Here is a 19,985-nt window from a genome sequence, read left to right as displayed (position 1 = left end):
CTACTCCTCGCGCGCATCCGCCATGTCAGCGAGCGCGTTCGTCGTCATTAGCCGGACGACGGCCGGCAGTCCCGCGGCGATCTTGCGCCCGACGAGGGGACCGAGCACCATGGCGAGGGGCCCGGAGATCTGCACGGCGTGCGTCACCGACAGCCCGTGCGGCGTCTGGCGCATGCGGTGCGGGAACGACAGTACAGCCCCCGGCAACCCGATGCGGAAGTTCATCGCGACCCCCGGCTGCAACTCGGTAAAGGTGAAGCGCTGTGCGGGGGTTCCGTGGTTGACCACGCGGCCGGAGTCACCGACGCGCGGAGGCGCGAGGAAGATGGCCTCGCGCAGGTCGGGATCGTCGACGGCCCAGTCCTCGGGGGTGGTCCACCTCTTCCACACCGCGTCGGTGGTGGCGGTGGTGAGGTGCGTGTACTCGCGGCTCCAGGTCATCGGGCGACTCCCATCTGTTCGTGATCTGTCGAAGTGGATGTCAGGATGCCGCGGGCCTGGAGCGCCGCGCGCTCACCGGCGCGAACAGCTCCGTCCATGAACCCGGTCCAGCGATCGGCCGTCTCGGTACCGGCCCAGAGGATCGACCCGACAGGGGCGGACAGGGCACCGGCATAGGCGACGACCGCTCCCGGCCCCGGAACCGCGGTGGGGCCGCCGCCCACCCAGGACTCGGCCCCCCAACGCTGGTCGATGTAGCCGATGGCATCCATCGCCCGGGGGCCGAACAGGTCGGCGAAGGACGACAGCGCTCGCGCTCGGCGCTCGGCGGGCGCCAGCTCGTCCCACTCGCGGGCGTAGACCCCGCCGATGAAGCCGAGGAGCACTCCCGGGGCTTCGGCGCGAGCGGGACCGGCGTCGAAGGTGATGAAGACCGGGCCGGTGTCGGACAGCCCCTGACCCGACATGTCGTGGTCGCGCCAGAACGGCCGTTCGTACACGGCGTAAGCCTTCGACAGAACCCCGGCCGGCCAGCGCTGGGCCATCTGGGCGTGAAAGGGGGGAAGGGCCGGTGCGAAATCGATTCTTCCGCGCAGCGCCGGCGGCACGGCGACGATGACCGCGCGGGCGGTCACCGTCTCATCGACCGTCGACACGTGCACCACATCGGCGACGGTCTCGATGCGTCGCACCGGAGCACTCACCCGCAGCGCCTGCCCGAGCGCGTCGGCGAGACGCACGGCGATCGCATGCGACCCCTCGACGAAATGCTCCTCCTGAGCGCCACCCTCGGTGTCGAGCATCGACGACAGCCCACCCGCTTGGTGGATGTAGTGCAGAGCGTGCAGGAACGAGATCTCGTCGGGCTCGCACCCCCACGTCGTCCGGCCGGCGATCGCGATCAGCTCTCGCGCCGCGGGAGAGGCGTGCGAGCGACGCAGCCACGAGCCGAGGCTCTCGGCATCCCAGGTCGCGGCCTGCGGGGCGGCGGCGGGGTTCCCCCGGGGAACGGTGCGCGCCAGGCGGTCGAGGGTGAGCTGGATGCGCCCCACGTCGAGCAGGCTCGCGCCGACCGGAGGCACCGTGCCGCGATAGTGCCGGCGCTCGCCGCGCCACCGGATGACGTTGCGCCCCGCGGCGTAGGTGCGATATCGCGAGACGCCCACTTCGTCGGCGAGGGCCAGAATGCGATCCTGACCGGGGCCGACGAATGTGCCCCCGAGGTCGACGTGCACCCCCGCCACCTCCGCCGACGACACGCGTCCGCCCACGCGCGGCGCCGCTTCGAATACCGCTACCGTCGCACCGAACTGGTGAAGACGGTGAGCGGCGGTCAGGCCCGACAGCCCGGCGCCGACCACGACCACGTCGACGTCGGGTGCCGGGACTCGGTCTGCGGGGGGCAAGGAGGCGGTCATAGGCTTACTCCGTTCTGAAGGCGACACCGACCACGCCGGTCGGCGAGGAGGACAGCGTGAGCGAGACGACGAGCCGGCCGATGCGGGCGCGCGGTCGAGCGCGCCGCGAGCTGCTGCTGGATGCCACGATCGCGATCATCGCCGAGGGCGGCATCGCGGCCGTCACTCACAGGGCGGTGGCGGCCGCGGCGGGAGTGCCGCACTCGTCGACGACCTACTTCTTCGACTCGCTCGACGACATGATCGGCGAGGCCGTCGCTCATGCGATGGCCGCCGAGCTCGAGCGGCTCGAGCAGTTCCGCTCCGTGCTCGTCTCGGGCACCAACAGCCCCGGGGCGGCGATCGACGAGTTCGTCGAGATCGTGCGCAGCCAATCGCAGGATCACACGGTCGCGCAGTTCGAGATCTATCTCTTCGCCTCGCGTCATCCCGCGCTGCGCGTGCACGTCGAGAAGATCCTCGACGAGACGCGGGCGCTCGCGGCGGCCGTCCTGCAGACGAACGGCGTGGCCGATCCGCACGCCGCCGCTGCAGTCGTCGCCCTGATCGACGGTTTCGCCCTGCATCGCATCGCCCGTTCCGAAGAAGTCCAGTTCCAGTCGTTGGCGCACGCCCTGCGCGCCGCCATCGTGGGGTTCGTGACCCTCGCTGCGACCTCTTCGCTGGGCGAGGGAGATCGTTCTCCCGTTTAGTTGGCACAAACGTACATGTTTCTCGCGCCCTTCGCCTTCTTCGGGAAGTAAGTTCACATTTTCGTCACATAAAACGGTACGCGTGTGCAATAAAGTGACCCGATAGTCGATCCCATCGCCGTGATCGACAGAAGGGTTCCGTCATGCTCCGTCCCCGTCCTCAGGACCACCTGCTCCGCTGGGGCGCGCGCGCCCTCGGGGCGCTTCCCCCCGCAGTCCTCCGCGCGGTGAACGGCCGCCCCGTCGTGATCGACGGCAAGACCCTGCACCCCGCGGTGCAGACGTCTCTGCGCGTGATGAACGACTCTCCCGGCGCCCGGTTCGAGCGGCTCCCCCTCGACGAGGCCCGCGCGCACATCGAACTCGAAGCGTGGACGTTCGCCGGGACGACGAAGCTCGCGCAGAGGGACGACATCGAGATCCCCACCCGTGCCGGGCGGGTTCCAGGGCGCGTGTATCGCGCGGGCCTCGACCGAGCGGCATCCGGCATCATCGTGTACTTCCACGGCGGCGGCTGGGTGCTCGGATCGGTCGATAGCGCGGATGCCACGTGCCGCACCCTCGCGAAGACCTCGGGCATGACGGTGGTGTCGGTCGGCTACCGACTGGCCCCCGAAGCGCCGTTCCCGGCGGGGCTCCACGACAGCGTCGACGCCTTCCGGTGGGTCCGCGACAACGCCTCGCGATTCGGCGGAACCGCTGACGCGGTCGGTGTAAGCGGCGAGAGCGCGGGCGGCAACCTCTCGGCGGTCGTGGCCGCGGTCACGCGCGACGATGCCGAGGGGGCGCCGGCGTTCCAGATCCTGTTCTGTCCCGTCACCGACCTCTCGCGCAAGCGTCGCTCGTACGAGCTGTTCGCCGACGGCTTCTTCCTCACGGAGGCGCAGATGGACTGGTACGCAGCGCACTACCTGAGCGGCGGCGGAAGCGCCGATGATCCGCTGGTCTCGCCCCTGCGGGCCGAGGACCTCTCGCGCCTGGCCCCGGCATACGTCGCGGTGTCGGGTTTCGACGTGCTCCGCGACGAGGGTGTCGCCTACGCCGAGCGTCTCGAAGCCGCCGGCGTCGCAACGCATCTCGTGACCCACACCGGCCAGATCCACGGATTCTTCAACGCGTGCGGAGCGCTGCGCGACGCGCGCGACGCCATGGCGGATGCCGGCCGGTGGGCCGTGGCGACGCTGGCGGCGCGGCGTACGGGCGGTGTCCGATGACCGCCGACCCGACGCCCGCCGCCCCGACCGCCTACGCCGAGCCCACCCGTCCCGTCCGCGCGGGGTGGATCGCGGCGTTCGCCGGCGTGTGGCTCGGGCTGTGGATGGCGCAACTCGTTCCCGTACAGGTCCTGCTGCCCCTGCAGATCGCCTACCAGCACGCATCGGACGACTGGCTCGTCTCGCTGGTCGCGTACGGCCTGGTCAGCGCCGTGGCGGGCGCGTTCGTGATCATCGCGTACCCGATCGTCGGGGCACTGAGCGATCGCACCCGGTCGCGGTTCGGGCGGCGTCGCCCCTGGATCTCGGCCGGTGTCGTGCTGGCGGCCGTCGGGCTCGCCCTGCTCGGCATTCAGACCGAGACGCTGGGCACGGTGGTCACATGGACTCTCGTGATGCTCGGCTTCTGCATGGCGTCGGCCGCCCTCACCGCCGTCATGGCCGACTGCGTGCCCGCGGGGCAGCGGGGGCTCGTGTCGGGATGGATCTCGGCGCCGAACGCGATCGGCATCCTGCTCGGGATCGTGCTCGTGACGGCGGTGTTCACCACGACGGCGTCGGGCTACCTCGCGCTGGCCGTGTGCTGCGTGGCCCTGGCCGTGCCGTTCCTGCTCGTTCTGCGCGACGTTCCGCTGACGGCGTCCGAGGCGGCACTGCTCGGCCCGCTCACCGTCCGGACGATCCTCTCCTCGATCTGGGTCGACCCCCGACGCCACCCCGATTTCGCATGGACCGTCGCGAGCCGCGTCCTCATCAACCTCGGCAACGCGATCGCCACGACGATGCTGCTGTACTTCTTCACCTTCGCCCTCGGCGTGGCCGACCCGACCGGCTTCCTCGTCTTCACGACCGTCATCTACATGGCCGTGACGATCGTGGCCTCCGTCGCCCTCGGCAAGCTCAGCGACGTCGTTCAGCGCCGTCGGGTGTTCGTGCTCGCCTCGGGAGTCGCCCAAGCCGTCTCCGCACTCTTGCTCGCCGTCGCCCCGGCCGAGTCGACCGCGGTGATCGGGGCCGTGCTGCTCGGGCTCGGTCAGGGCTGCTTCTTCGCCGTCGACCAGGCCCTGGCCACGCAGGTGCTGCCCTCGGCCGAGACGCGCGGCAAGGACGTCGGGATCATGAACATCGCCCTCGCCGGCCCACAGGCGTTCGGTCCCCTGCTCGGGGCGGGGGCGGTCGTACTGTTCGGCGGGTTCTCTGGGTTGTTCCTCGCGAGCGGACTGGCGGGCCTTCTGGGTTCGGTCATCATCATGCGGGTGCGCTCGGTGCGGTGATCGTCGACGGATGCCGGAAGCCCGCGGCATCCGCGACGTTCCGGCTCAGCCGTAGAGCAGCCGGATGATGCGCTCGACGAGACGGTCGACCTTCGCGGTGCGCCGCATCGTGGTCAACGTCAGCAGCGGGAAGCGCTGGCGGGTCAGCGCCTTCGGGTACGCGAACTCGCGCAGGCCGTCCGCCCCGTGGATGCGTCCGAACCCGGAATCTCCCACCCCGCCGAAGGGCAGGGCGGGGACCGCGGCGAACGAGATGACCGAGTTGATCGCGATCATGCCTCCCCGGAGACGCAGGGCGAGCTCGCTCCCCCGCTTCTTGGAGAACACCGCCCCCGACAGTCCATAACGCACGGCGTTGGCCTTCTCGACGGCCTCGTCCATGGATGCCACGCGGTTGACGACCAGGGTCGGGCCGAAGGTCTCTTCCCGCACGGCATCCGCCTCCTCGTCGACGTCGGTGAGGAGGACGGGTTGCAGAGTGGTCCCGGAAGCCGGGGCCGATCCGACGCGCGCCGTCGCGCCCCGCATGAGCGCGTCGGCGACGTGCGCCCGGACCACGTCGGCCTGGCTCGGCATGGTGAGCGGGCCGAGCGTCGCGGCGTCGTCGGCGCCGGCGCGGAGCTCGCGCGTGCGCTCGGCGACGGCCTCGACGAAGCGGTCGTAGATCTTCGCGTGCGCGTAGACACGTTCGATGCCGATGCATGTCTGACCCGCGTTCGAGTAGGCGCCCCACACGGCCGCCTCGGCCGCCGCCGCGAGATCGGCGTCCTCGTCGACGAGGAGGGCGTCTTTACCGCCCGCCTCGATCACGACCGGGGTGAGGCTCTCGGCGCACGCGGCCATGACGGCCTTGCCCGTCGCGGTGGAGCCGGTGAAGGCCACCTTGTCGACACCCGCGCGGCAGAGGGCGGCGCCGGTGGGTCCGAGACCGGTCACCACGGCGAAGACATCGGCCGACCCGCCCGCGCGCACGAAGGAGCGCTGCAGCCACACGCCCACGCCGGGGGTGTACTCGCTGGGCTTGAACACCACGGCGTTGCCCGCGGCGAGCGCGTACGCGATCGAGCCCATGGGGGTGAAGACCGGGTAGTTCCACGGGCCGATGACCCCGACCACGCCGTACGGGGTGTAGCCGACGCTCGCCGACTGGTTGAGCATGAGCACGCCCGCGCCCACACGGCGCCGACGAAGGACCGGACGCGCGTGGGTCGCCGCCCAGGCCAGGTGGTCGAGGGCGAGCATGATCTCGAGCCGGGCGTCTCCACGGGGCTTGCCGGTCTCGGCGCGCACCACGGCGATGAGGTCGTCGAGGTGCGCCACGATGTCGCGCCGCCAGGCCTGCAGCGCGCGCCGGCGCCCGTCAAAGCCGAGGGACCGCCACCCGCGCGCCGCGCGCCGCGCACGGTCCACCGTTGATGCCACCTCGGCGGGGCTGCGTACCGGGAACGTGTCGACGACGCGTCCATCGAGCGGGCTCAGCGAGTCGAAAATGTCGGTGGTCACGGCATCCATGTCACGCTCCGTGCTTGTGTCCGTACCCGGTCGACACCGCGGCGGTGAGCACCGCAGCCTGCTGATCGGGGCTGAGTTCGGCGGGAACCGCCACCGCTCGTGCGCGCAGATAGATGTCGCAGGCCCACTCGAGCAGGGCGGTGTTCGTCACGGCATCGGCGAGGTCTCGGCCCGTGGTGACGGCGCCGTGGTGGGCGAGGATCGCGGCGTTGGCCGCGGCGAGGGCGTTCCCGGTGTCCGCGGCGAGCTCGGCGGAGCCGAAAACCGAGAACGGCACCACCTCGATCCCGCCCCCGAGGGCGAGCTGCTGGTAGTGCACGCACGGCAGCCGGTCCGCGACGAGGGAGAGGGCGATCGCCGCGGGGGCGTGCGTGTGCACGACGGCCCCGACGGCCTCGTCGGCGTAGGCCGCGCGGTGCAGGTCGAGCTCGGAGCTCGGAGCGAGCGCGCCCTCGACGACCTTCTTCTCGTCGTCGACGATCACGACGTCGTCGGCGATCGCGTCGGCGAACACCACCCCGGTCGCGGTGATCGCGATCCCGCCGTCCACGCGCACGCTGACGTTGCCCGCAGTCCCCTTGACCAGGCCCTGCGCGGCGAGCGCACGGCAAGCGCCTGCCACGGCTTCTCGCACACCCGCGATCACAGCGCTCCCGCCGAGAGGAAAGCGTCGATGGATGCCGCGTCGTAAGCGCCGTGATCGGTGCCGACGCCCGCGACGACCTGCGCGGCGGTGGCCGATCCGAAGCGCGCGGCGTCGCGCGACGACTGCCCGCGGAGCTTGGCGAAGACGAAGCCGGCAGAGAACGCGTCTCCACCCCCGCTGGTGTCGACGGGTTCGGCGGGGACGATGGGGACGAGCTCGAGGTCGCCGCCGTCGACCACCACGATGTCGCCACCGCCGTTGGTGACCGCGACGACCGCCGCTCCCGCCGCGTGCAGGGCGCGGGCGGCGGTGGGCAGGTCGTCGGCGCCGGTCCACCCGATGGCCTGCTCGGCGTTGGGGAGCACGTAGTCGGTGTACGCGAGCAGGGGTTCGATGAGCGCGTAGAAGGCGGGGTCGCCGCCGATGAGGAAGTCGAGCGACGTCGTCGCCCCGTGCCGACGGGCGTACTCCAGGATCTCGATGACGTTCTCGGGGCCGAGCAGCTCGGGCGCTCCGACGTGCACATGATCGGCGGCGGCGAGCGCGTCCCAGGGCACGACGTCGGCCGCGAGCGCGTTGGCTCCGACCACATGGAGCGCCGGCCGCGACCCGTCGGAGCGGATGGGGAGGACGGATGCCGAGGTCGGCAGCTCCTCGGTTCGCAGGTTCGACACGTCAATGCCGGCATCACCGAGCAGGCCCACCAGCACGCGTCCCGCGACGTCGTCGCCCACGGCCCCGCTCGTGATCACGCGCGCGCCGAGTTTGTTCAGTACCAGCGCTGTGCCCCCGGCCGGTCCCGCTGCGGACATCACGATCTCGTCGACGAGGAGCGAGCCCTGTCCCTCGGGGATCTCATCGACGGGCTGGACGATCGTGTCGAGCACATGGGCTCCGAGCGTGACGATCGAGGGGGCGGCGTTCATCGACGAACCTCCGGGTCGGGTGACCGGCGTGGCGAACCCACGACGGCAAGTGGCACATTTGTACCACTTTCTCGCCGGGTGCGACAAGGGTCAGCGCGCGGGACGCCCTCCGCGGCCGAGCAGCACGCCCGCCCACGCCGCCGCCGTCCCGACCAGGACGGTCGCCGCACCCCACCACAGCAGCCCCGGATCCGCGGACTCCACGGCGAGCGCGCTGTAGGTGGTGAAGCCGCCCAGCACCCCGGTGCCGAGGAACAGCTGCGTCCGCTGCCGGCGCGAGGAGTGCGGCATCCGGGCCCGCCATCCGAACAGGATGCCGATGGCGAACGCTCCGGCCACGTTGATCAGCGGCACCAGAGCCGGACCGAGGTCGTCACCGAGACCCAGGGAGAGGCCCGCCCGCAGCGCGGTGCCGATCGCGCCACCGACGGCGACGAGGACGACGTCGCGCCACATGCTCACCGCGCCACCCTACGCCCGGCGCCGCCGCGCGTCGGTGTCACGTCAGGTCGGCCCATTGCTGCGGGGCCTTCGCCTCCAACCAGGCGACGAAGTCGGGGAAGTCGTCGTAGACGCTCATCGCCTCGAAGAGTGTGCGGCCGCGCGCGTCCCTGCCCCGCAGCCGCCCGGCGGACAGAGACGCGAGCGACGCGATCTCCGAGGCGGGGACGATCCGCGAGCGGCCGAATCCGGGGCGAACGACCAGGTGGTCGTCGAACCCGGTGATGCGCGCACGCCCGATGGCCAGGGCCCAGACGAAGATGACCGCACCAAGAGCACCGAGGGTGCTCAACCACACGGTGACACCGACGGCGGCGAGGGGGCCGCCCTCGACGAGCTCCATGACGGCGAGGACGACGGCGCCCGCCAGGAACACCAGGCCCGTGCCGCGCGCGATCAGATGCTGAGAGGGGGCGCGCTCGACGACGAAGAGGGGCCGAGGGATGCCGTCATCCGATGACGGGGCGCTCTCCCTCCGCACGGCGGGCTCCGGCTCACGCCCCGGCCGGTTCTCTCGGTAGCGACGCCGGATCAGGGAGGCCACCACTCCGAGCACCCCCGCCGCGCCGACGAGCGCGAGCCACGGGACGCTCATGACAAAGGCCGCGGGGATGGCGAGGAACGAGTACGTGAAGACCGCGAGCACCGCCGTCTCGCGCTGCCGGCGCTTCTTCCAGGTCGCCCGCCAGTCGATCGGGTTGTCTCTCTTCGACACCGCCCGGGCTGTCGCGAGCAGCTGCGGGTCGGCGGCCGCGCGAGCGACCTCCTCGTCGGACCATTCGTGGCGCTGCCACCCGCGCGGCTCCGCCGACCCCTGCATCGCCGCTCGGAGCAGGTTGCGGAAGGCGTCGTCCTGGCGCAGTCCCCGACGCGCCGCTCCCTGCGAAGCGTGGGTGGGGCGGAAGAGCTCCTGCGCGCCGGGGACGACCTCGTACAGGGAACGCGCCTCCGGGGTCAGGAGGCTGTAGAGGTGGGTGCCGGACCGCTCTCCCCGGCTTCGAGCGCGCGTCGAACGTGATTCGTCGGAGCGCGAGAGATCATCCGTCACGCGTCGATCCTCTCAGCCTGGGGAGCGCCCGCAGGCGCGTCGTTTCGCTCCTCGGCCAGAGAGACCTGCCGACTGAATACGGGCACCCGACCCCGCTCCGCAACCCCCGCGACACCGCACCGCGAAAGGCCGCAGGATCGCGGCGGGAAGGGACAACCATGCGAAGGCTTCTGTGGGCTGTGACCACCGCGGCGGTCACCATGCTGATGCTCGCCGGCTGCGGCATCCGGATCCCCTCCGATCCCGATGGAACGCTCGACGCGGTCGAGGGCGGCGTGCTGCGGGCGGGGGTCTCCCCCAATGGCGAGTGGGTGCGATGGGACGAGGGCGAACCGACCGGGATCGAAATCGACGCCCTGACGGCGTTCGCGCGATCGCTCGACGCCGATGTCGAGTGGACGGTGGGTTCGGAGGAGGCGCTCGTGCGCGGTCTCGAGGAGGGCGACCTCGACGTCGTCGCCGCGGGGCTCACCGACCAGACCCCGTGGACGAAGAAGGCGGGGATGACGCGGCCCTACGCCGAGACCACGCTCGAGGACGGGTCGACGGCGAAGCTCGTCATGCTCGTGCCGCTCGGCGAGAACGCCTTCGTCTCGCGGCTGGAGACGTTCCTCACCGACGAGGAGGCGTCCCGATGACGACGGAGTCGGTGCGCTTCGGCCGCGCGCAGCTTCCCGACCGGCAGGTCGAGGTGCTGCGGCGCGCGATCCGGCTCGAGTGGATCACGATCGGCTTCCTCGTCGTGACGGCGACGCTGGTCTTTCTCGTGCTGGGCAACTCGCAGGCGATGAAGGCCGCGTGGATCGAGGACCTGCTGTCGTTCATCCCGCCCCTGGCCTTCCTCATCGCCGTCCGTCTCGCGCGGCGCCCGCCGACGGTGCGCCACCCGTACGGTCTGCACCGTTCCGTCGCGGTCGGTCACCTCGTCGCGGCGGTGGCGCTGACGGCCATGGGCCTCTTCCTCATCGTCGATTCGGGCATCGGCCTGGTGACGGCCGAGCACCCCACGATCGGGACGCTGAACCTCTTCGGCATCACCGTCTGGCTCGGGTGGCTGATGATCGGGGTGATGGCGGTCACCGCGGTGCCGCCGGTGATCGTCGGCCGCATGAAGCTGGGACTCGCGCGGGAGCTGCACGACAAGGTCCTCTACGCCGACGCCGACATGAACAAGGCCGACTGGATGACCTCGCTCGGCACCATCGTCGGTGTGCTCGGCATCGGCGTCGGCCTGTGGTGGATGGATGCCGCGGCGGCGATCTTCATCGCCGCGAGCATCGTGCACGACGGCGTGAGCAACCTCCGCGCCGCGATCGTCGACCTCATGGACGCGCGAGCGACGACGTTCGACGACCGGCAGCCGCACCCGCTCGCCGGCCGCGTCGACCAGTACCTCGCGGGACTCGACTGGGTCGACCGCGCCGGCAGTCGCATCCGCGACGAGGGACATGTCTTCCACATCGAGGCCTTCGTCGTCCCCCGCGACGAGACCGTGCCGCTCGCCGCGATCGAGGCCGCCCGCGAGGGGTGCGTCGCCCTCGACTGGAAGGTGCAGGACGTCGTCATCGTGCCGGTCCCCGAGCTGCCCGACGTGGTGGAGGCGGTCATTCCCCCAGGATCAGGCGCCTGATCGCGGCGTCCTTCGACCCGCCCAGCTCCATCGTGCGACCCCGCCGGTACAGCGAGAACACCCGCGGGTCGATGTAGCTGGCGCGCGCGACCGCGGGAGTGTTGCCGAGGGCCTCCGCGGTCGCCCGGACCGCCGCGACCTCGGCCTTCTTGCGCTCGTTCTTGCCGCCGACCGCACCGACCTTCGCGAGCGACTCGGCCGCGAGGATCGTGCCGCGCAACGTCCGGAAGTCCTTCGCGCTGAAGGGACCTCCGGTGAGCGAGCGCACGTAGCCGTTGACGTCCCCGGGAGTGAGCGGCACGCGTCGCCGGCCGCGACGGTAGCTCAGCAGCGCCGCGCGAGAGCGGCCGAGCGCGAGCTCCTCGACGATGGATGCCAGCTCCCCGTCGCGCACCGACAGCTCGGCGCGCTTGCCGCTCTTCGCCGGGAACGACAGGCGGATCAGGTCGCCCTCGACGGTGGCATCCCTCCGCTGGAGCGTGGTGAGGCCGCGACTGCCGTTCGTGACGAAGTAGCGGGCGTTGCCCACGCGCGGGGCGACGAGGTCGAGGAAGCGGAACGATACCGCGAGCACCCGCTCGCGATCGTTCTCGGCGCGCCGCAGCGATTGGGTCACGCGGGCGCGCGCCCGCGGCAGCGCCTCGGCGAGCTGCAGGGCGCGAGCGAACTTGCCCTTGTCCTGCCGCTTCGACCAGTCGGCGTGGTACGTGTACTGCCGCCGTCCGGCCTCATCTGTCCCGACGGCCTGGATGTGCGCGTTCGGTTCCTTCGCGATCCACACCTCGCGCCACGCGGGCGGGATGACCAGTCCTCGCGCCCGCTCGGCCTCGCGCTCGGGGACGGGGTCGCCCGCGTGGTCGACGAAGCGGAAGCCCGACCCGGAGCGCACGCGACGGTAGCCCGGATCCTCGTAGGGCCGGACACGGATGAGTCGCGGCATCGCCTCAGTGGTTGCGGAGCAGGTCGATCAGCTCCGCCTTCTTCTTGCCGGAGTACCCGGTGATCCCGAGCTCCTTCGCGCGCTTCTTCAGCTCGTCGACGGTGCGGTCCTCGTAGTTCTCGGCGTGACCGCCCTTCTCGCCCACCTTGTCGCGGCCCTGCGCGGCGGCGGCGTTCGAGATGCGGGCCGCCTTCTCCTTCGAGTCGCCCTGCTTGCGCAACTCCTCGTAGAGGTCGGGGTCCTTCAGGCTGTTCGATCCTCGTCCCTGGGGCATGACCGTCTCCTTCCGCCGGGAGTCCGACGCTACGGGCGCGCATCCTCACGCGTCCGCGGGGTTGACAAGAGGACCGGATGCCACGGAACGGCGTGCACCGACGGAGGGTTGACGATAACGCGATATATCGCGATACTCGGGTGCAACGCGATATATCGCGAGTGAGGAGACTCGTCATGGAGAAATGGATCATCCACCCCGGTGAGACGCGCGTCATCGACATCGACGCGCTGCGCGAGCTGAAGATCGGCCTCGTCGGCGGACAGGTCGACGTGATCGCGCACGACGAACCCGACGCGCGCATCGAGGTGCACGGCGTGACGGTGAAAGATCTGCGCATCGAGATGGTCGACGGCCGCCTCGAGATCGACCACCCGCAGCTGCGGTGGGACAACTTCCTCGAGGTGTTCCGCAACTTCGGCTCCGGCGGACCCAAGGCCGAGGTGAGCGTCGCCGTTCCGCGCGCGGTCGCCCTGACCCTCGGCGTCGTCAGCGCGAGCGCCCTCGTCTCGGGCCTGCGCACCGACGTGCGCCTCAACACCGTCTCGGGCGACATCATCGTCGACGGCCTCGTCGGCGACGTCAACCTCAACGCCGTCTCGGGCGATCTGCAGGTGCGCGAGCTCGACGGCGCACTCAGCGCCAACAGCGTCTCGGGAGACGTGGCGGCCACCGGGCGCATCACGAAGGCGTCCATCGACACGGTCTCGGGCGCCATGCTCGTCGATTCGACGGGGCCCACGCAGGCCATCAGCCTCAACTCCGTCAGCGGCACGGCCACCATCCGCCTCGACCGCTCCCTGCCTGCGAACTACGTCTCGCGCTCGGTCAGCGGACGTGTCCAGATCGACGGCCAGGTGCGCTCCGGCTCCGGCCCCACGAACTACACCGGCTCGACCGGCGCGCTCGCGGGGTCGTTCGTCGACGTCCGCGCCAACACGGTCTCGGGCGAGATCACGGTGCTGCGCCGCGGCATCTCGGGCCTGCGTCCCGAGGAGCTCGCCGGAGAGGAGGAGTGGTGATGAGCCCCGTCTTCTCTCACGGCGATCTGCGCCTGTACATCCTCAGCCTGCTCGACGAGGCGCCGCGCCACGGCTACGACCTCATGCAGGCGCTGACCGAACGCACCGGCGGCACCTACTCGCCCTCGGCGGGCACCATCTACCCGCGCCTGGCCAAGCTCGAGGAAGAGGGCCTGGTCACCAAGACCGTCGACGGCCGCAAGACCGTGTACGAGATCACCGACGCCGGGCGCAGCGAGGTCGCCGCACGCTCGGGCGATCTGGAGGGCATCCAGGCGGGCCTCGCCGACAGCGTCCGGCTCATCGCCGACGAGGTGCGCGGCAGCGTCCGGGATGCCATGCGGAGCCTGCGCGCCGACCTGGCCGCCGCCTCCCGCGGGGAGCGCGAACAGGCGCACGCCGCGCCCGTCGACGACGCGCGCTCCCGCAGCCGCGAGCAGTTGTCGCGCGCCGACGCCGCGGTCACCGAGTTCCGCGGCCGGGTGCGCTCCGAGCTCCGCGCTCACGTGGCGCGCGGCGGCGAGCTGACGGCATCCGGGATCGACGGGGTCGAGGAGGCGCTGCGTCAGGCCTCCGAGGCCGTGGCGCGCGCGATGCGCGGCTGAGTCACTCCCACGGCAGCTGATCGTCGGCGCCGACCGGGTCGCCCTGCGGGACGACGAGGACCGGTCGGCGCTGACGGTGGCTCAAGCGGGCGGCGACGGATCCGGTGAGGAACTCGCGGACCGATTCCCCGATCCCCCGCTTGCGCGTACCCACCACGAGCAGAGAGGCGTCGACCTCGTCGGCGAGACGGATGAGCGCGAGCGCCGGGTCGCCGATCTCCTGCCGCACGCTCCACACCTGGGTGTGGCCGGCGAGGGCCTCCTCGGCCTCTCGACGCACCTCGTCGAGCGCGGCCTTGGCGGCGGTCCCCGCGAGATCGACGCCTGCCGGTACGTAGCCGTCGGGGTCCTCGAACGCGACGAACCGCGTGGTGTCGACGTGGACGACGATGAGCTCGGCACCGGCGAGACCCGCGTACCGCGCGGCTTCGCGCACGACCCGTGACGATTGGCCCGGGACGACTCCCGCGATGACCGCTCCGCGCGCGGCGACGGGATGGGGCTGGTCCACCATGACTGCTCCTTCCGGGGCGCCGGCGGCCCGCGGTGATCCGCTCGACGGCTCGGCCGGAATGCGCCGTGATATCCTGGGTGTTACTCTTACCGGCTCGGTCCGGAACCGCAATACGCAGGGCTCACATCATGGCCCTCGACGTCGATCGTGAGGGGGTCTCGCATGGGGCGTGGCCGTCAGAAGGCGAAGAACACCAAGATCGCCCGTGAGCTGAAGTACGACACCTATTCGGTGAACTACTCGGCTCTCGAGCGCGAACTGGGCGCACCCGAAACGGGCGACGACGCATACGTCGACAAGTGGGCCGACCAGTACAGCGACGAGTACGAAGACGAGAAGGCCTGACGCCTCCCGTTCCGCTGCTCACCGCTCCGGCGGTTCGGTCCTGACCTTCGATCCCGCCCTCCGGGAGGACACGGTCACCACGCGTGCCCGGTGCGGCGCTCCCACGCCGCCTCCACGCTCTCGCGACGCGTCATGATGACCGCTGCGGGAACGACCAGCAGGAGTGCGCCGCCGAGCACGCACAGACCGACGGTCCAGCCGCCGGTCGTCTCGTGCGTCACGCCGATCGCCAGGGGCATGAGCGCGGCGAACCCGTAACCGACGCTCTGCACGAACCCGCTGAGCGCGACCGCGGTCTCGTGCGAGCGCGTCCGCAGCCCGAACAGCGTGAGCGCCAGCGGGAACATCAGCGGCGGGATGCCGATCAGCACCACCCACAGCACCGTCGCCGCCGCGGGCGCCACGAGCAGGCCGACCACGCCCGTCAGGCCGCCGACCACGGCGACGACGTAGAACGGCGTGGTCCGCCCGAGCCGGGCCACCAGCAAGGGCACCAGTAGCGACACCGGCAGGCCCATGAACGAGAAGAGCGCGAGCAGACCGCCGGCCTCGGCGGCATCCACTCCGGCCACCTCGATCAGCAGCGGCGGCAGCCACGCGAACATCGCGTAGGCGACGGCGGAGTTCACCCCGAACGTGACGACCAGCGCCCACGTCTGGGGGACGCGCACGATGCGCGAGAGAACCGCGGTGCGCGGCTCGTCGACGGCGTCGGCGCTCGACGCGCGGGCGCGGAGGCTCAGCGCGATCCACGGCACCACCGCCGCCAGCGCCACGACCGCCCACGTCACGAACGACCCGCGCCACCCGACGGCGTCGGCCAGCGGAACGGCCACCAGCGGCGGGGTGAACGTCGCCACCGCCATCGTCGTGGAGTACACCGTCGTCATGAGCCCGATGCGCTCGGGGAAGTACTTCTTCACCACCGTGGGCAGCAGCACGTTGCCGACACCCACCGCGGCGAAGATGCCCGCCGTCGCCGCCAGCAGCGACCACGCGTCGGCGGCCGCGGCGCGCAACGACAGCATGGTCGCGCCGACGACCGCTGCGATGAGCACCGTGCGCTCGAGGCTGAGTCGCCGCTCGATCGCCGGGGTCACCATGCCCGACAGGGCGAAGGCCACCGGCGGCGCCATGCCGATGAGACCCACCACCGCCGCCGGGACCTCGAAGTCGCGGCCGATGACCGTCAACAGCGGCGACAGCGAGGCCACTGCGATCCGCAGCGTGAGCGCGAGCAGGACGACGGCCGCCGCGGCGAGCGCGATCGTCCCCGCGCGGCGGGAGGTCAAGACTCCTGGCTGCCCTCGACCCACGCGAGGTACTCGTCCGACACGGTGCCGGTGACGTACCGGCCGTCGAAGCAGCTCATGTCGAGGTCGACCAGGTCGGTGCCCTCCATGATCGCCGCCTTGAGGTCGTCGACCTCCTGGTAGACGAGATAGTCGCAGCCGAGCTCCTCGGCGATCTCCGGGATCGTCCGGCCGTGGGCGACGAGCTCGTGGCGCGAGGGCATATTGATGCCGTACACGTGCGGGAAGCGCACGGGAGGTGCGGCCGAGGCGAACGTGACGCTCTTCGCACCGGCATCCCGAGCCATCTGGATGATCTCGCGGCTAGTGGTGCCGCGCACGATCGAGTCGTCGACGAGGAGGACGTTCTTGCCCTGGAACTCCGTCGACATCGCGTTGAGCTTCTGACGGACGCTCTTCTTGCGCACGGCCTGCCCGGGCATGATGAACGTGCGGCCGACGTAGCGGTTCTTGTAGAAGCCCTCGCGGTACTCGATGCCGAGCTTGCGGGCCACCTGCATCGCCGCCGGACGCGCCGAGTCGGGGATCGGCATGACCACGTCGATGGAACCCGCGGGGGTGTACTTCGCGACGGTGTCGGCGAGGCGCTCGCCCATGCGCAGACGCGTCTCGTACACCGAGACGCCGTTCATGACCGAGTCGGGCCGCGCGAGGTAGACGTATTCGAACGAGCACGGCGCGAGCGTCGGGTTCGCGGCGCACTGCTGCGCGTGGAGCGTTCCGTCGAGGGTGATGAACACGGCCTCACCGGGCTCGACGTCGCGCACGACCTCGAAGCCCGCGTTCTCGAGCACGAGGGACTCGGATGCCACGATGTACTCGTCGCGCGGCTCGCCGCCGGGGACCTGCGCGGCGGGGCGCTTGCCCAGGATGAGCGGGCGGATGCCGAACGGGTCGCGGAACGCGAGGAGCCCGTAGCCGGCGATGAGGGCGATCGAGGCGTACGACCCCTCGACACGCTCGTGCACGCGCCCGACCGCGCGGAAGACCTGGGCCGGGTCGAGGTCGGGTCCGGTGATCTCGGACTGCAGCTCGGAGCCCAGGATGTTCACGAGCAGCTCGGTGTCGCTGCTGGTGTTGAGGTGGCGGCGGTCCTTGCTGAACAGCTCGCTGGTGAGCTCGCGCGTGTTGGTCAGGTTGCCGTTGTGCACGAGGACGATGCCGTAGGGCGCGTTGACGTAGAAGGGCTGCGCCTCTTCTTCGTTGGATGCCGTGCCCTTCGTGGCGTAGCGCACGTGGCCGAGGCCGATGTCGCCGAGCAGCGCGCGCATGTCACGCGTGCGGAAGGCCTCACGCACCTGGCCGCGGGCCTTGTGGATGTGGAACACCCCGCTGGACTCGGCCGTGGCCATGCCCGTCGAGTCCTGCCCGCGGTGCTGGAGGAGGAGGAGCGCGTCGTAGATCTCCTGGTTGACCGGGCCCTGCCCGGCCATGCCGACGATGCCGCACATGGGGTGTTACTTCGCTCCGTTCGCCGGGGTCCCGGCATCCGCGTAGGAACCGACCAGACGCACGGCGCCTCCGTCGACGCCCTTCGCGCCCTGTTCGTACTCGCCCTCGGGGCGGGCGCCGTCGCGGACGACGCCGACCTGCCACGTGGCGATGCCGTCGGCCCTCAGCGCCGCCGTCGCGGCATCCGCGATCTCGGGCGATACGACGGCGAGGAAGCCGATGCCGAGGTTCCAGGTGCCCTCGGTCGCGGTGAGGTCGAGCCCGCCCATGTCGGCGAGCACGCGGAACACCGGCGAGGGGCTCCACGTCGAGCGATCGACGTCGACCCACGTGTCCTGCGGCAGTACGCGCGCGAGGTTCGCCGCGATGCCGCCGCCGGTCACGTGGCTGAGCGAGTGGATGCCAGCACCCACCGCCGCGTCGTCGAGCAGGCGCAGCAGCGGCGAGGTGTACAGGCGCGTGGGCTCGAGCAGCGCCTCGCCCCAGGTGCCGCCGAGGTCGGCCGACGCGGAGCCGTAGGCGATGCCGGCACCCGTGATGATGTGGCGCACGAGCGAGTAGCCGTTGGAGTGCAGACCGCTCGAAGCGAGCGCCAGCACGACGTCGCCGGCACGGACGCGATCGGCACCGAGCACGCGGTCGGCCTCGACCACGCCGGTCGCGGCTCCGGCGACGTCGTAATCGTCGACGCCCAGCAGGCCCGGGTGCTCCGCGGTCTCGCCACCGACCAGCGCGGTGCCGGTCATCGCGCAGCCGCGGGCGATCCCCGCGACGATGTCGGCGATGCGCTGCGGCACGACCTTGCCGCACGCGATGTAGTCGGTCATGAACAGCGGACGCGCCCCGACCACCACGATGTCATCGACGACCATGCCGACGAGGTCTTCGCCGATCGTGTCGTGCTTGTCGATGGCCTGCGCGATCGCGACCTTCGTGCCGACGCCGTCGGTGCTCGTCGCGAGCAGCGGCTTGGCGTAGTCGCGCAGCGCCGAGGCGTCGAAGAGACCGGCGAAACCGCCGACGCCCCCCAGCACTTCGGGGCCGTGCGTACGGCGCACCGCAGACTTCATCAGTTCGACGGCGAGATCTCCGGCGGCGGTATCGACGCCTGCGGCGGAGTACGGGTTTTCGTGGGGAGCGGAGGCCACCGCAACAGACTACCCGGGGCGGACACGCGCGGGTGCCGGGGATGCCGGCGGGAGCAGCGCCTTCCGACGCAAGGCCCGTGTTCCGCGCCGCGCGGGCTCCCTACAATGACGCCATGACGGGCGGCCAGCCGGAGTGGGTGATCCGCGAAGACGCGGCGCAACCGGTGCTCGTCGCGCTCTATCTGCGTCAGGTGGTCGGCATCCGCTCCCCCGAGGAGCTGCCCGCGCTGCGGCGCGTTCCGACGGGCGCCGAGAGGGCGGAGGCCGCGCAGGCGCAGCTCGAACGCGAGTGGCGCGAGTACTGGGCGATGACGGTGGAGCCGCAGGCGCACCCCTCCCCCGTGCCGCTCGAGCTGATCGACGGGTTCGAGACCCTCGTCGCCCTGCCGGTCGAGGGCGCGCAGACGCTGCGCGAGGCCATCGCGCCGCACGCCGACGACGCGGTCGACTTCGCCCGGCACGCCCACGGACGGTACGCGCGCGATGCGGCGGCGCGGCCGGGGGTGTCGTACCGGGCGTACGCGAGCGCGATCGCCGCGCACGAACGGGCGGTCGGCCGGCGGGCGCACTCGTTCGAGTTGAACGTGCAGGTGCTCCCCCTGGCTCAGCGGGGGGTGTGGTGGATCGGCTCGCTCACGGTCGCGGTGACCGACGGCCTGCGCGGCGACGTCGCGGCGTTCGACGCGGCGATCCACCCGATCATCGCCGAGCTGGCGTGAGGGTCAGACCTCGTACTGCTCGTGGTCGACGGTCACCTGACGGGTGCGACCGCCGAGGGCGCGCTCGAAGATCAGCGCGACGATCGCCGCCAGCGCGACGCCCGCGACGACGCAGATCAGCGCGGTGAAGCCGAAAACCTGCAGCTCGGAGTACACCACCTGGGTGTAGGGGCTGATGTCGGAGCCGTCGATCGCGACGGTGAGGATGAGGGCGACCAGGATGCCGAGGAACGCCCCCGCCGCGAGGAAGACACCGTACTTGGGGGCGCGACGCACGGTCGCGGTCTCGATGTCGTCTCGGACGTACACCGGTCGCTCGGGGGTGGGCTGCTCGGCCATGCGCTCATTCTC

At 71.2% G+C, this 19,985-nt stretch carries 23 protein-coding genes; 9 read left to right on the top strand and 14 right to left on the bottom strand.

The window, feature by feature from the left end:
* The gene (locus Q9R20_RS07525; protein WP_311248754.1) at positions 1 to 441 is read right to left on the bottom strand and encodes a hypothetical protein; all 441 of its coding nucleotides are present in this window, start codon (positions 439 to 441) and stop codon (positions 1 to 3) included.
* A complete protein-coding gene (locus Q9R20_RS07520; protein ID WP_311248753.1) occupies positions 438 to 1,847 on the bottom strand; it encodes a flavin monoamine oxidase family protein in 1,410 nt (469 codons plus the stop codon). The genes Q9R20_RS07525 and Q9R20_RS07520 overlap by 4 nt, the downstream gene beginning before the upstream one ends.
* A 68-nt stretch (positions 1,848 to 1,915) precedes the next feature.
* On the opposite strand from Q9R20_RS07520, the gene Q9R20_RS07515 reads away from it, so the two are divergent.
* From Q9R20_RS07515 to Q9R20_RS07505, 3 genes are all read left to right on the top strand, one after another.
* Positions 1,916 to 2,551 (top strand): TetR family transcriptional regulator, encoded by a 636-nt coding sequence (locus Q9R20_RS07515; protein ID WP_311248752.1) that lies wholly within the window; start codon positions 1,916 to 1,918, stop codon positions 2,549 to 2,551.
* 143 nt (positions 2,552 to 2,694) lie between these two features.
* Positions 2,695 to 3,765, top strand: coding sequence for an alpha/beta hydrolase (locus Q9R20_RS07510; RefSeq protein ID WP_311248751.1), 1,071 nt, complete (start codon positions 2,695 to 2,697; stop codon positions 3,763 to 3,765).
* On the top strand, positions 3,762 to 5,039 hold the full coding sequence (locus tag Q9R20_RS07505; protein ID WP_311248750.1) for an MFS transporter: 1,278 nt from the start codon (positions 3,762 to 3,764) through the stop codon (positions 5,037 to 5,039). The genes Q9R20_RS07510 and Q9R20_RS07505 overlap by 4 nt, the downstream gene beginning before the upstream one ends.
* A gap of 45 nt (positions 5,040 to 5,084) precedes the next feature.
* On the opposite strand, the gene Q9R20_RS07500 is transcribed toward Q9R20_RS07505, so the two are convergent.
* The 5 genes from Q9R20_RS07500 to Q9R20_RS07480 all read right to left on the bottom strand — a co-directional run bounded on the left by Q9R20_RS07500 (position 5,085) and on the right by Q9R20_RS07480 (position 9,672).
* On the bottom strand, positions 5,085 to 6,551 hold the full coding sequence (locus tag Q9R20_RS07500; RefSeq protein ID WP_396653669.1) for an aldehyde dehydrogenase family protein: 1,467 nt from the start codon (positions 6,549 to 6,551) through the stop codon (positions 5,085 to 5,087).
* Between the two features lies 1 nt (position 6,552).
* Entirely contained in the window at positions 6,553 to 7,173 is a 621-nt protein-coding gene (locus tag Q9R20_RS07495; RefSeq protein WP_311248748.1) for a class II aldolase/adducin family protein, read from the bottom strand.
* 20 nt (positions 7,174 to 7,193) lie between these two features.
* The gene (locus tag Q9R20_RS07490) at positions 7,194 to 8,123 is read right to left on the bottom strand and encodes a carbohydrate kinase family protein (protein ID WP_311248747.1); all 930 of its coding nucleotides are present in this window, start codon (positions 8,121 to 8,123) and stop codon (positions 7,194 to 7,196) included.
* Between the two features lie 90 nt (positions 8,124 to 8,213).
* Positions 8,214 to 8,579 (bottom strand): CrcB family protein, encoded by a 366-nt coding sequence (locus Q9R20_RS07485; protein ID WP_311248987.1) that lies wholly within the window; start codon positions 8,577 to 8,579, stop codon positions 8,214 to 8,216.
* A gap of 43 nt (positions 8,580 to 8,622) precedes the next feature.
* Positions 8,623 to 9,672: a hypothetical protein gene (locus Q9R20_RS07480; RefSeq protein ID WP_311248746.1), complete on the bottom strand. Its 1,050-nt coding sequence runs from the start codon at positions 9,670 to 9,672 to the stop codon at positions 8,623 to 8,625.
* Between the two features lie 158 nt (positions 9,673 to 9,830).
* Here Q9R20_RS07480 and Q9R20_RS07475 point away from each other — a divergent pair, with 158 nt between their 5' ends.
* Together Q9R20_RS07475 and Q9R20_RS07470 are read left to right on the top strand one after the other, a co-directional pair.
* The gene (locus tag Q9R20_RS07475; protein WP_311248745.1) at positions 9,831 to 10,310 is read left to right on the top strand and encodes a transporter substrate-binding domain-containing protein; all 480 of its coding nucleotides are present in this window, start codon (positions 9,831 to 9,833) and stop codon (positions 10,308 to 10,310) included.
* Positions 10,307 to 11,302, top strand: coding sequence for a cation diffusion facilitator family transporter (locus Q9R20_RS07470; RefSeq protein WP_311248744.1), 996 nt, complete (start codon positions 10,307 to 10,309; stop codon positions 11,300 to 11,302). The genes Q9R20_RS07475 and Q9R20_RS07470 overlap by 4 nt, the downstream gene beginning before the upstream one ends.
* Here Q9R20_RS07470 and Q9R20_RS07465 read toward each other — a convergent pair.
* Both Q9R20_RS07465 and Q9R20_RS07460 read right to left on the bottom strand, forming a co-directional pair.
* Positions 11,277 to 12,242 (bottom strand): DNA topoisomerase IB, encoded by a 966-nt coding sequence (locus Q9R20_RS07465; RefSeq protein WP_311248743.1) that lies wholly within the window; start codon positions 12,240 to 12,242, stop codon positions 11,277 to 11,279. The genes Q9R20_RS07470 and Q9R20_RS07465 overlap by 26 nt on opposite strands.
* 4 nt (positions 12,243 to 12,246) lie before the next feature.
* Positions 12,247 to 12,516 (bottom strand): Rho termination factor N-terminal domain-containing protein, encoded by a 270-nt coding sequence (locus Q9R20_RS07460; RefSeq protein WP_295839393.1) that lies wholly within the window; start codon positions 12,514 to 12,516, stop codon positions 12,247 to 12,249.
* Positions 12,517 to 12,692: 176 nt separating this feature from the next.
* Between Q9R20_RS07460 and Q9R20_RS07455 the strand changes: the two genes are divergently transcribed.
* On the top strand, positions 12,693 to 13,538 hold the full coding sequence (locus Q9R20_RS07455; RefSeq protein ID WP_311248742.1) for a DUF4097 family beta strand repeat-containing protein: 846 nt from the start codon (positions 12,693 to 12,695) through the stop codon (positions 13,536 to 13,538).
* A complete protein-coding gene (locus Q9R20_RS07450) occupies positions 13,538 to 14,143 on the top strand; it encodes a PadR family transcriptional regulator (RefSeq protein ID WP_311248741.1) in 606 nt (201 codons plus the stop codon). The genes Q9R20_RS07455 and Q9R20_RS07450 overlap by 1 nt, the downstream gene beginning before the upstream one ends.
* Position 14,144: 1 nt before the next feature.
* On the opposite strand, the gene Q9R20_RS07445 is transcribed toward Q9R20_RS07450, so the two are convergent.
* Complete coding sequence (locus tag Q9R20_RS07445) at positions 14,145 to 14,657, bottom strand: universal stress protein (RefSeq protein WP_311248740.1); 513 nt, start codon at positions 14,655 to 14,657, stop codon at positions 14,145 to 14,147.
* Positions 14,658 to 14,819: 162 nt separating this feature from the next.
* On the opposite strand from Q9R20_RS07445, the gene Q9R20_RS07440 reads away from it, so the two are divergent.
* Positions 14,820 to 15,002: a DUF3073 domain-containing protein gene (locus Q9R20_RS07440; protein WP_295839397.1), complete on the top strand. Its 183-nt coding sequence runs from the start codon at positions 14,820 to 14,822 to the stop codon at positions 15,000 to 15,002.
* Between the two features lie 74 nt (positions 15,003 to 15,076).
* On the opposite strand, the gene Q9R20_RS07435 is transcribed toward Q9R20_RS07440, so the two are convergent.
* From Q9R20_RS07435 to purM, 3 genes are read right to left on the bottom strand one after another with little or no spacing between them, the layout of a single operon-like run.
* Positions 15,077 to 16,294, bottom strand: a complete 1,218-nt coding sequence (locus Q9R20_RS07435) for an MFS transporter (protein ID WP_311248739.1) — start codon at positions 16,292 to 16,294, stop codon at positions 15,077 to 15,079.
* On the bottom strand, positions 16,291 to 17,766 hold the full coding sequence (gene purF, locus Q9R20_RS07430) for an amidophosphoribosyltransferase (RefSeq protein ID WP_311248738.1): 1,476 nt from the start codon (positions 17,764 to 17,766) through the stop codon (positions 16,291 to 16,293). Before purF ends, Q9R20_RS07435 begins: the two co-directional genes overlap by 4 nt.
* 6 nt (positions 17,767 to 17,772) lie before the next feature.
* On the bottom strand, positions 17,773 to 18,915 hold the full coding sequence (purM, locus tag Q9R20_RS07425; protein WP_311248737.1) for a phosphoribosylformylglycinamidine cyclo-ligase: 1,143 nt from the start codon (positions 18,913 to 18,915) through the stop codon (positions 17,773 to 17,775).
* Positions 18,916 to 19,028: 113 nt separating this feature from the next.
* Between purM and Q9R20_RS07420 the strand changes: the two genes are divergently transcribed.
* A complete protein-coding gene (locus Q9R20_RS07420; RefSeq protein ID WP_311248736.1) occupies positions 19,029 to 19,634 on the top strand; it encodes a zinc-binding alcohol dehydrogenase in 606 nt (201 codons plus the stop codon).
* 3 nt (positions 19,635 to 19,637) lie between these two features.
* Here the strand turns inward: Q9R20_RS07420 and Q9R20_RS07415 are convergent, their stop codons facing one another.
* Complete coding sequence (locus Q9R20_RS07415; RefSeq protein ID WP_295839933.1) at positions 19,638 to 19,973, bottom strand: potassium transporter Trk; 336 nt, start codon at positions 19,971 to 19,973, stop codon at positions 19,638 to 19,640.
* Positions 19,974 to 19,985: the final 12 nt, after the last annotated feature.

Source organism: Microbacterium sp. PRF11 (genome assembly GCF_031844085.1).
In the GTDB taxonomy this organism is placed as follows: Bacteria; Actinomycetota; Actinomycetes; order Actinomycetales; family Microbacteriaceae; genus Microbacterium.
The sequence above is the reverse complement of the archived record's forward strand: the minus strand, read 5'-3'. Positions and strand labels throughout refer to the sequence as shown.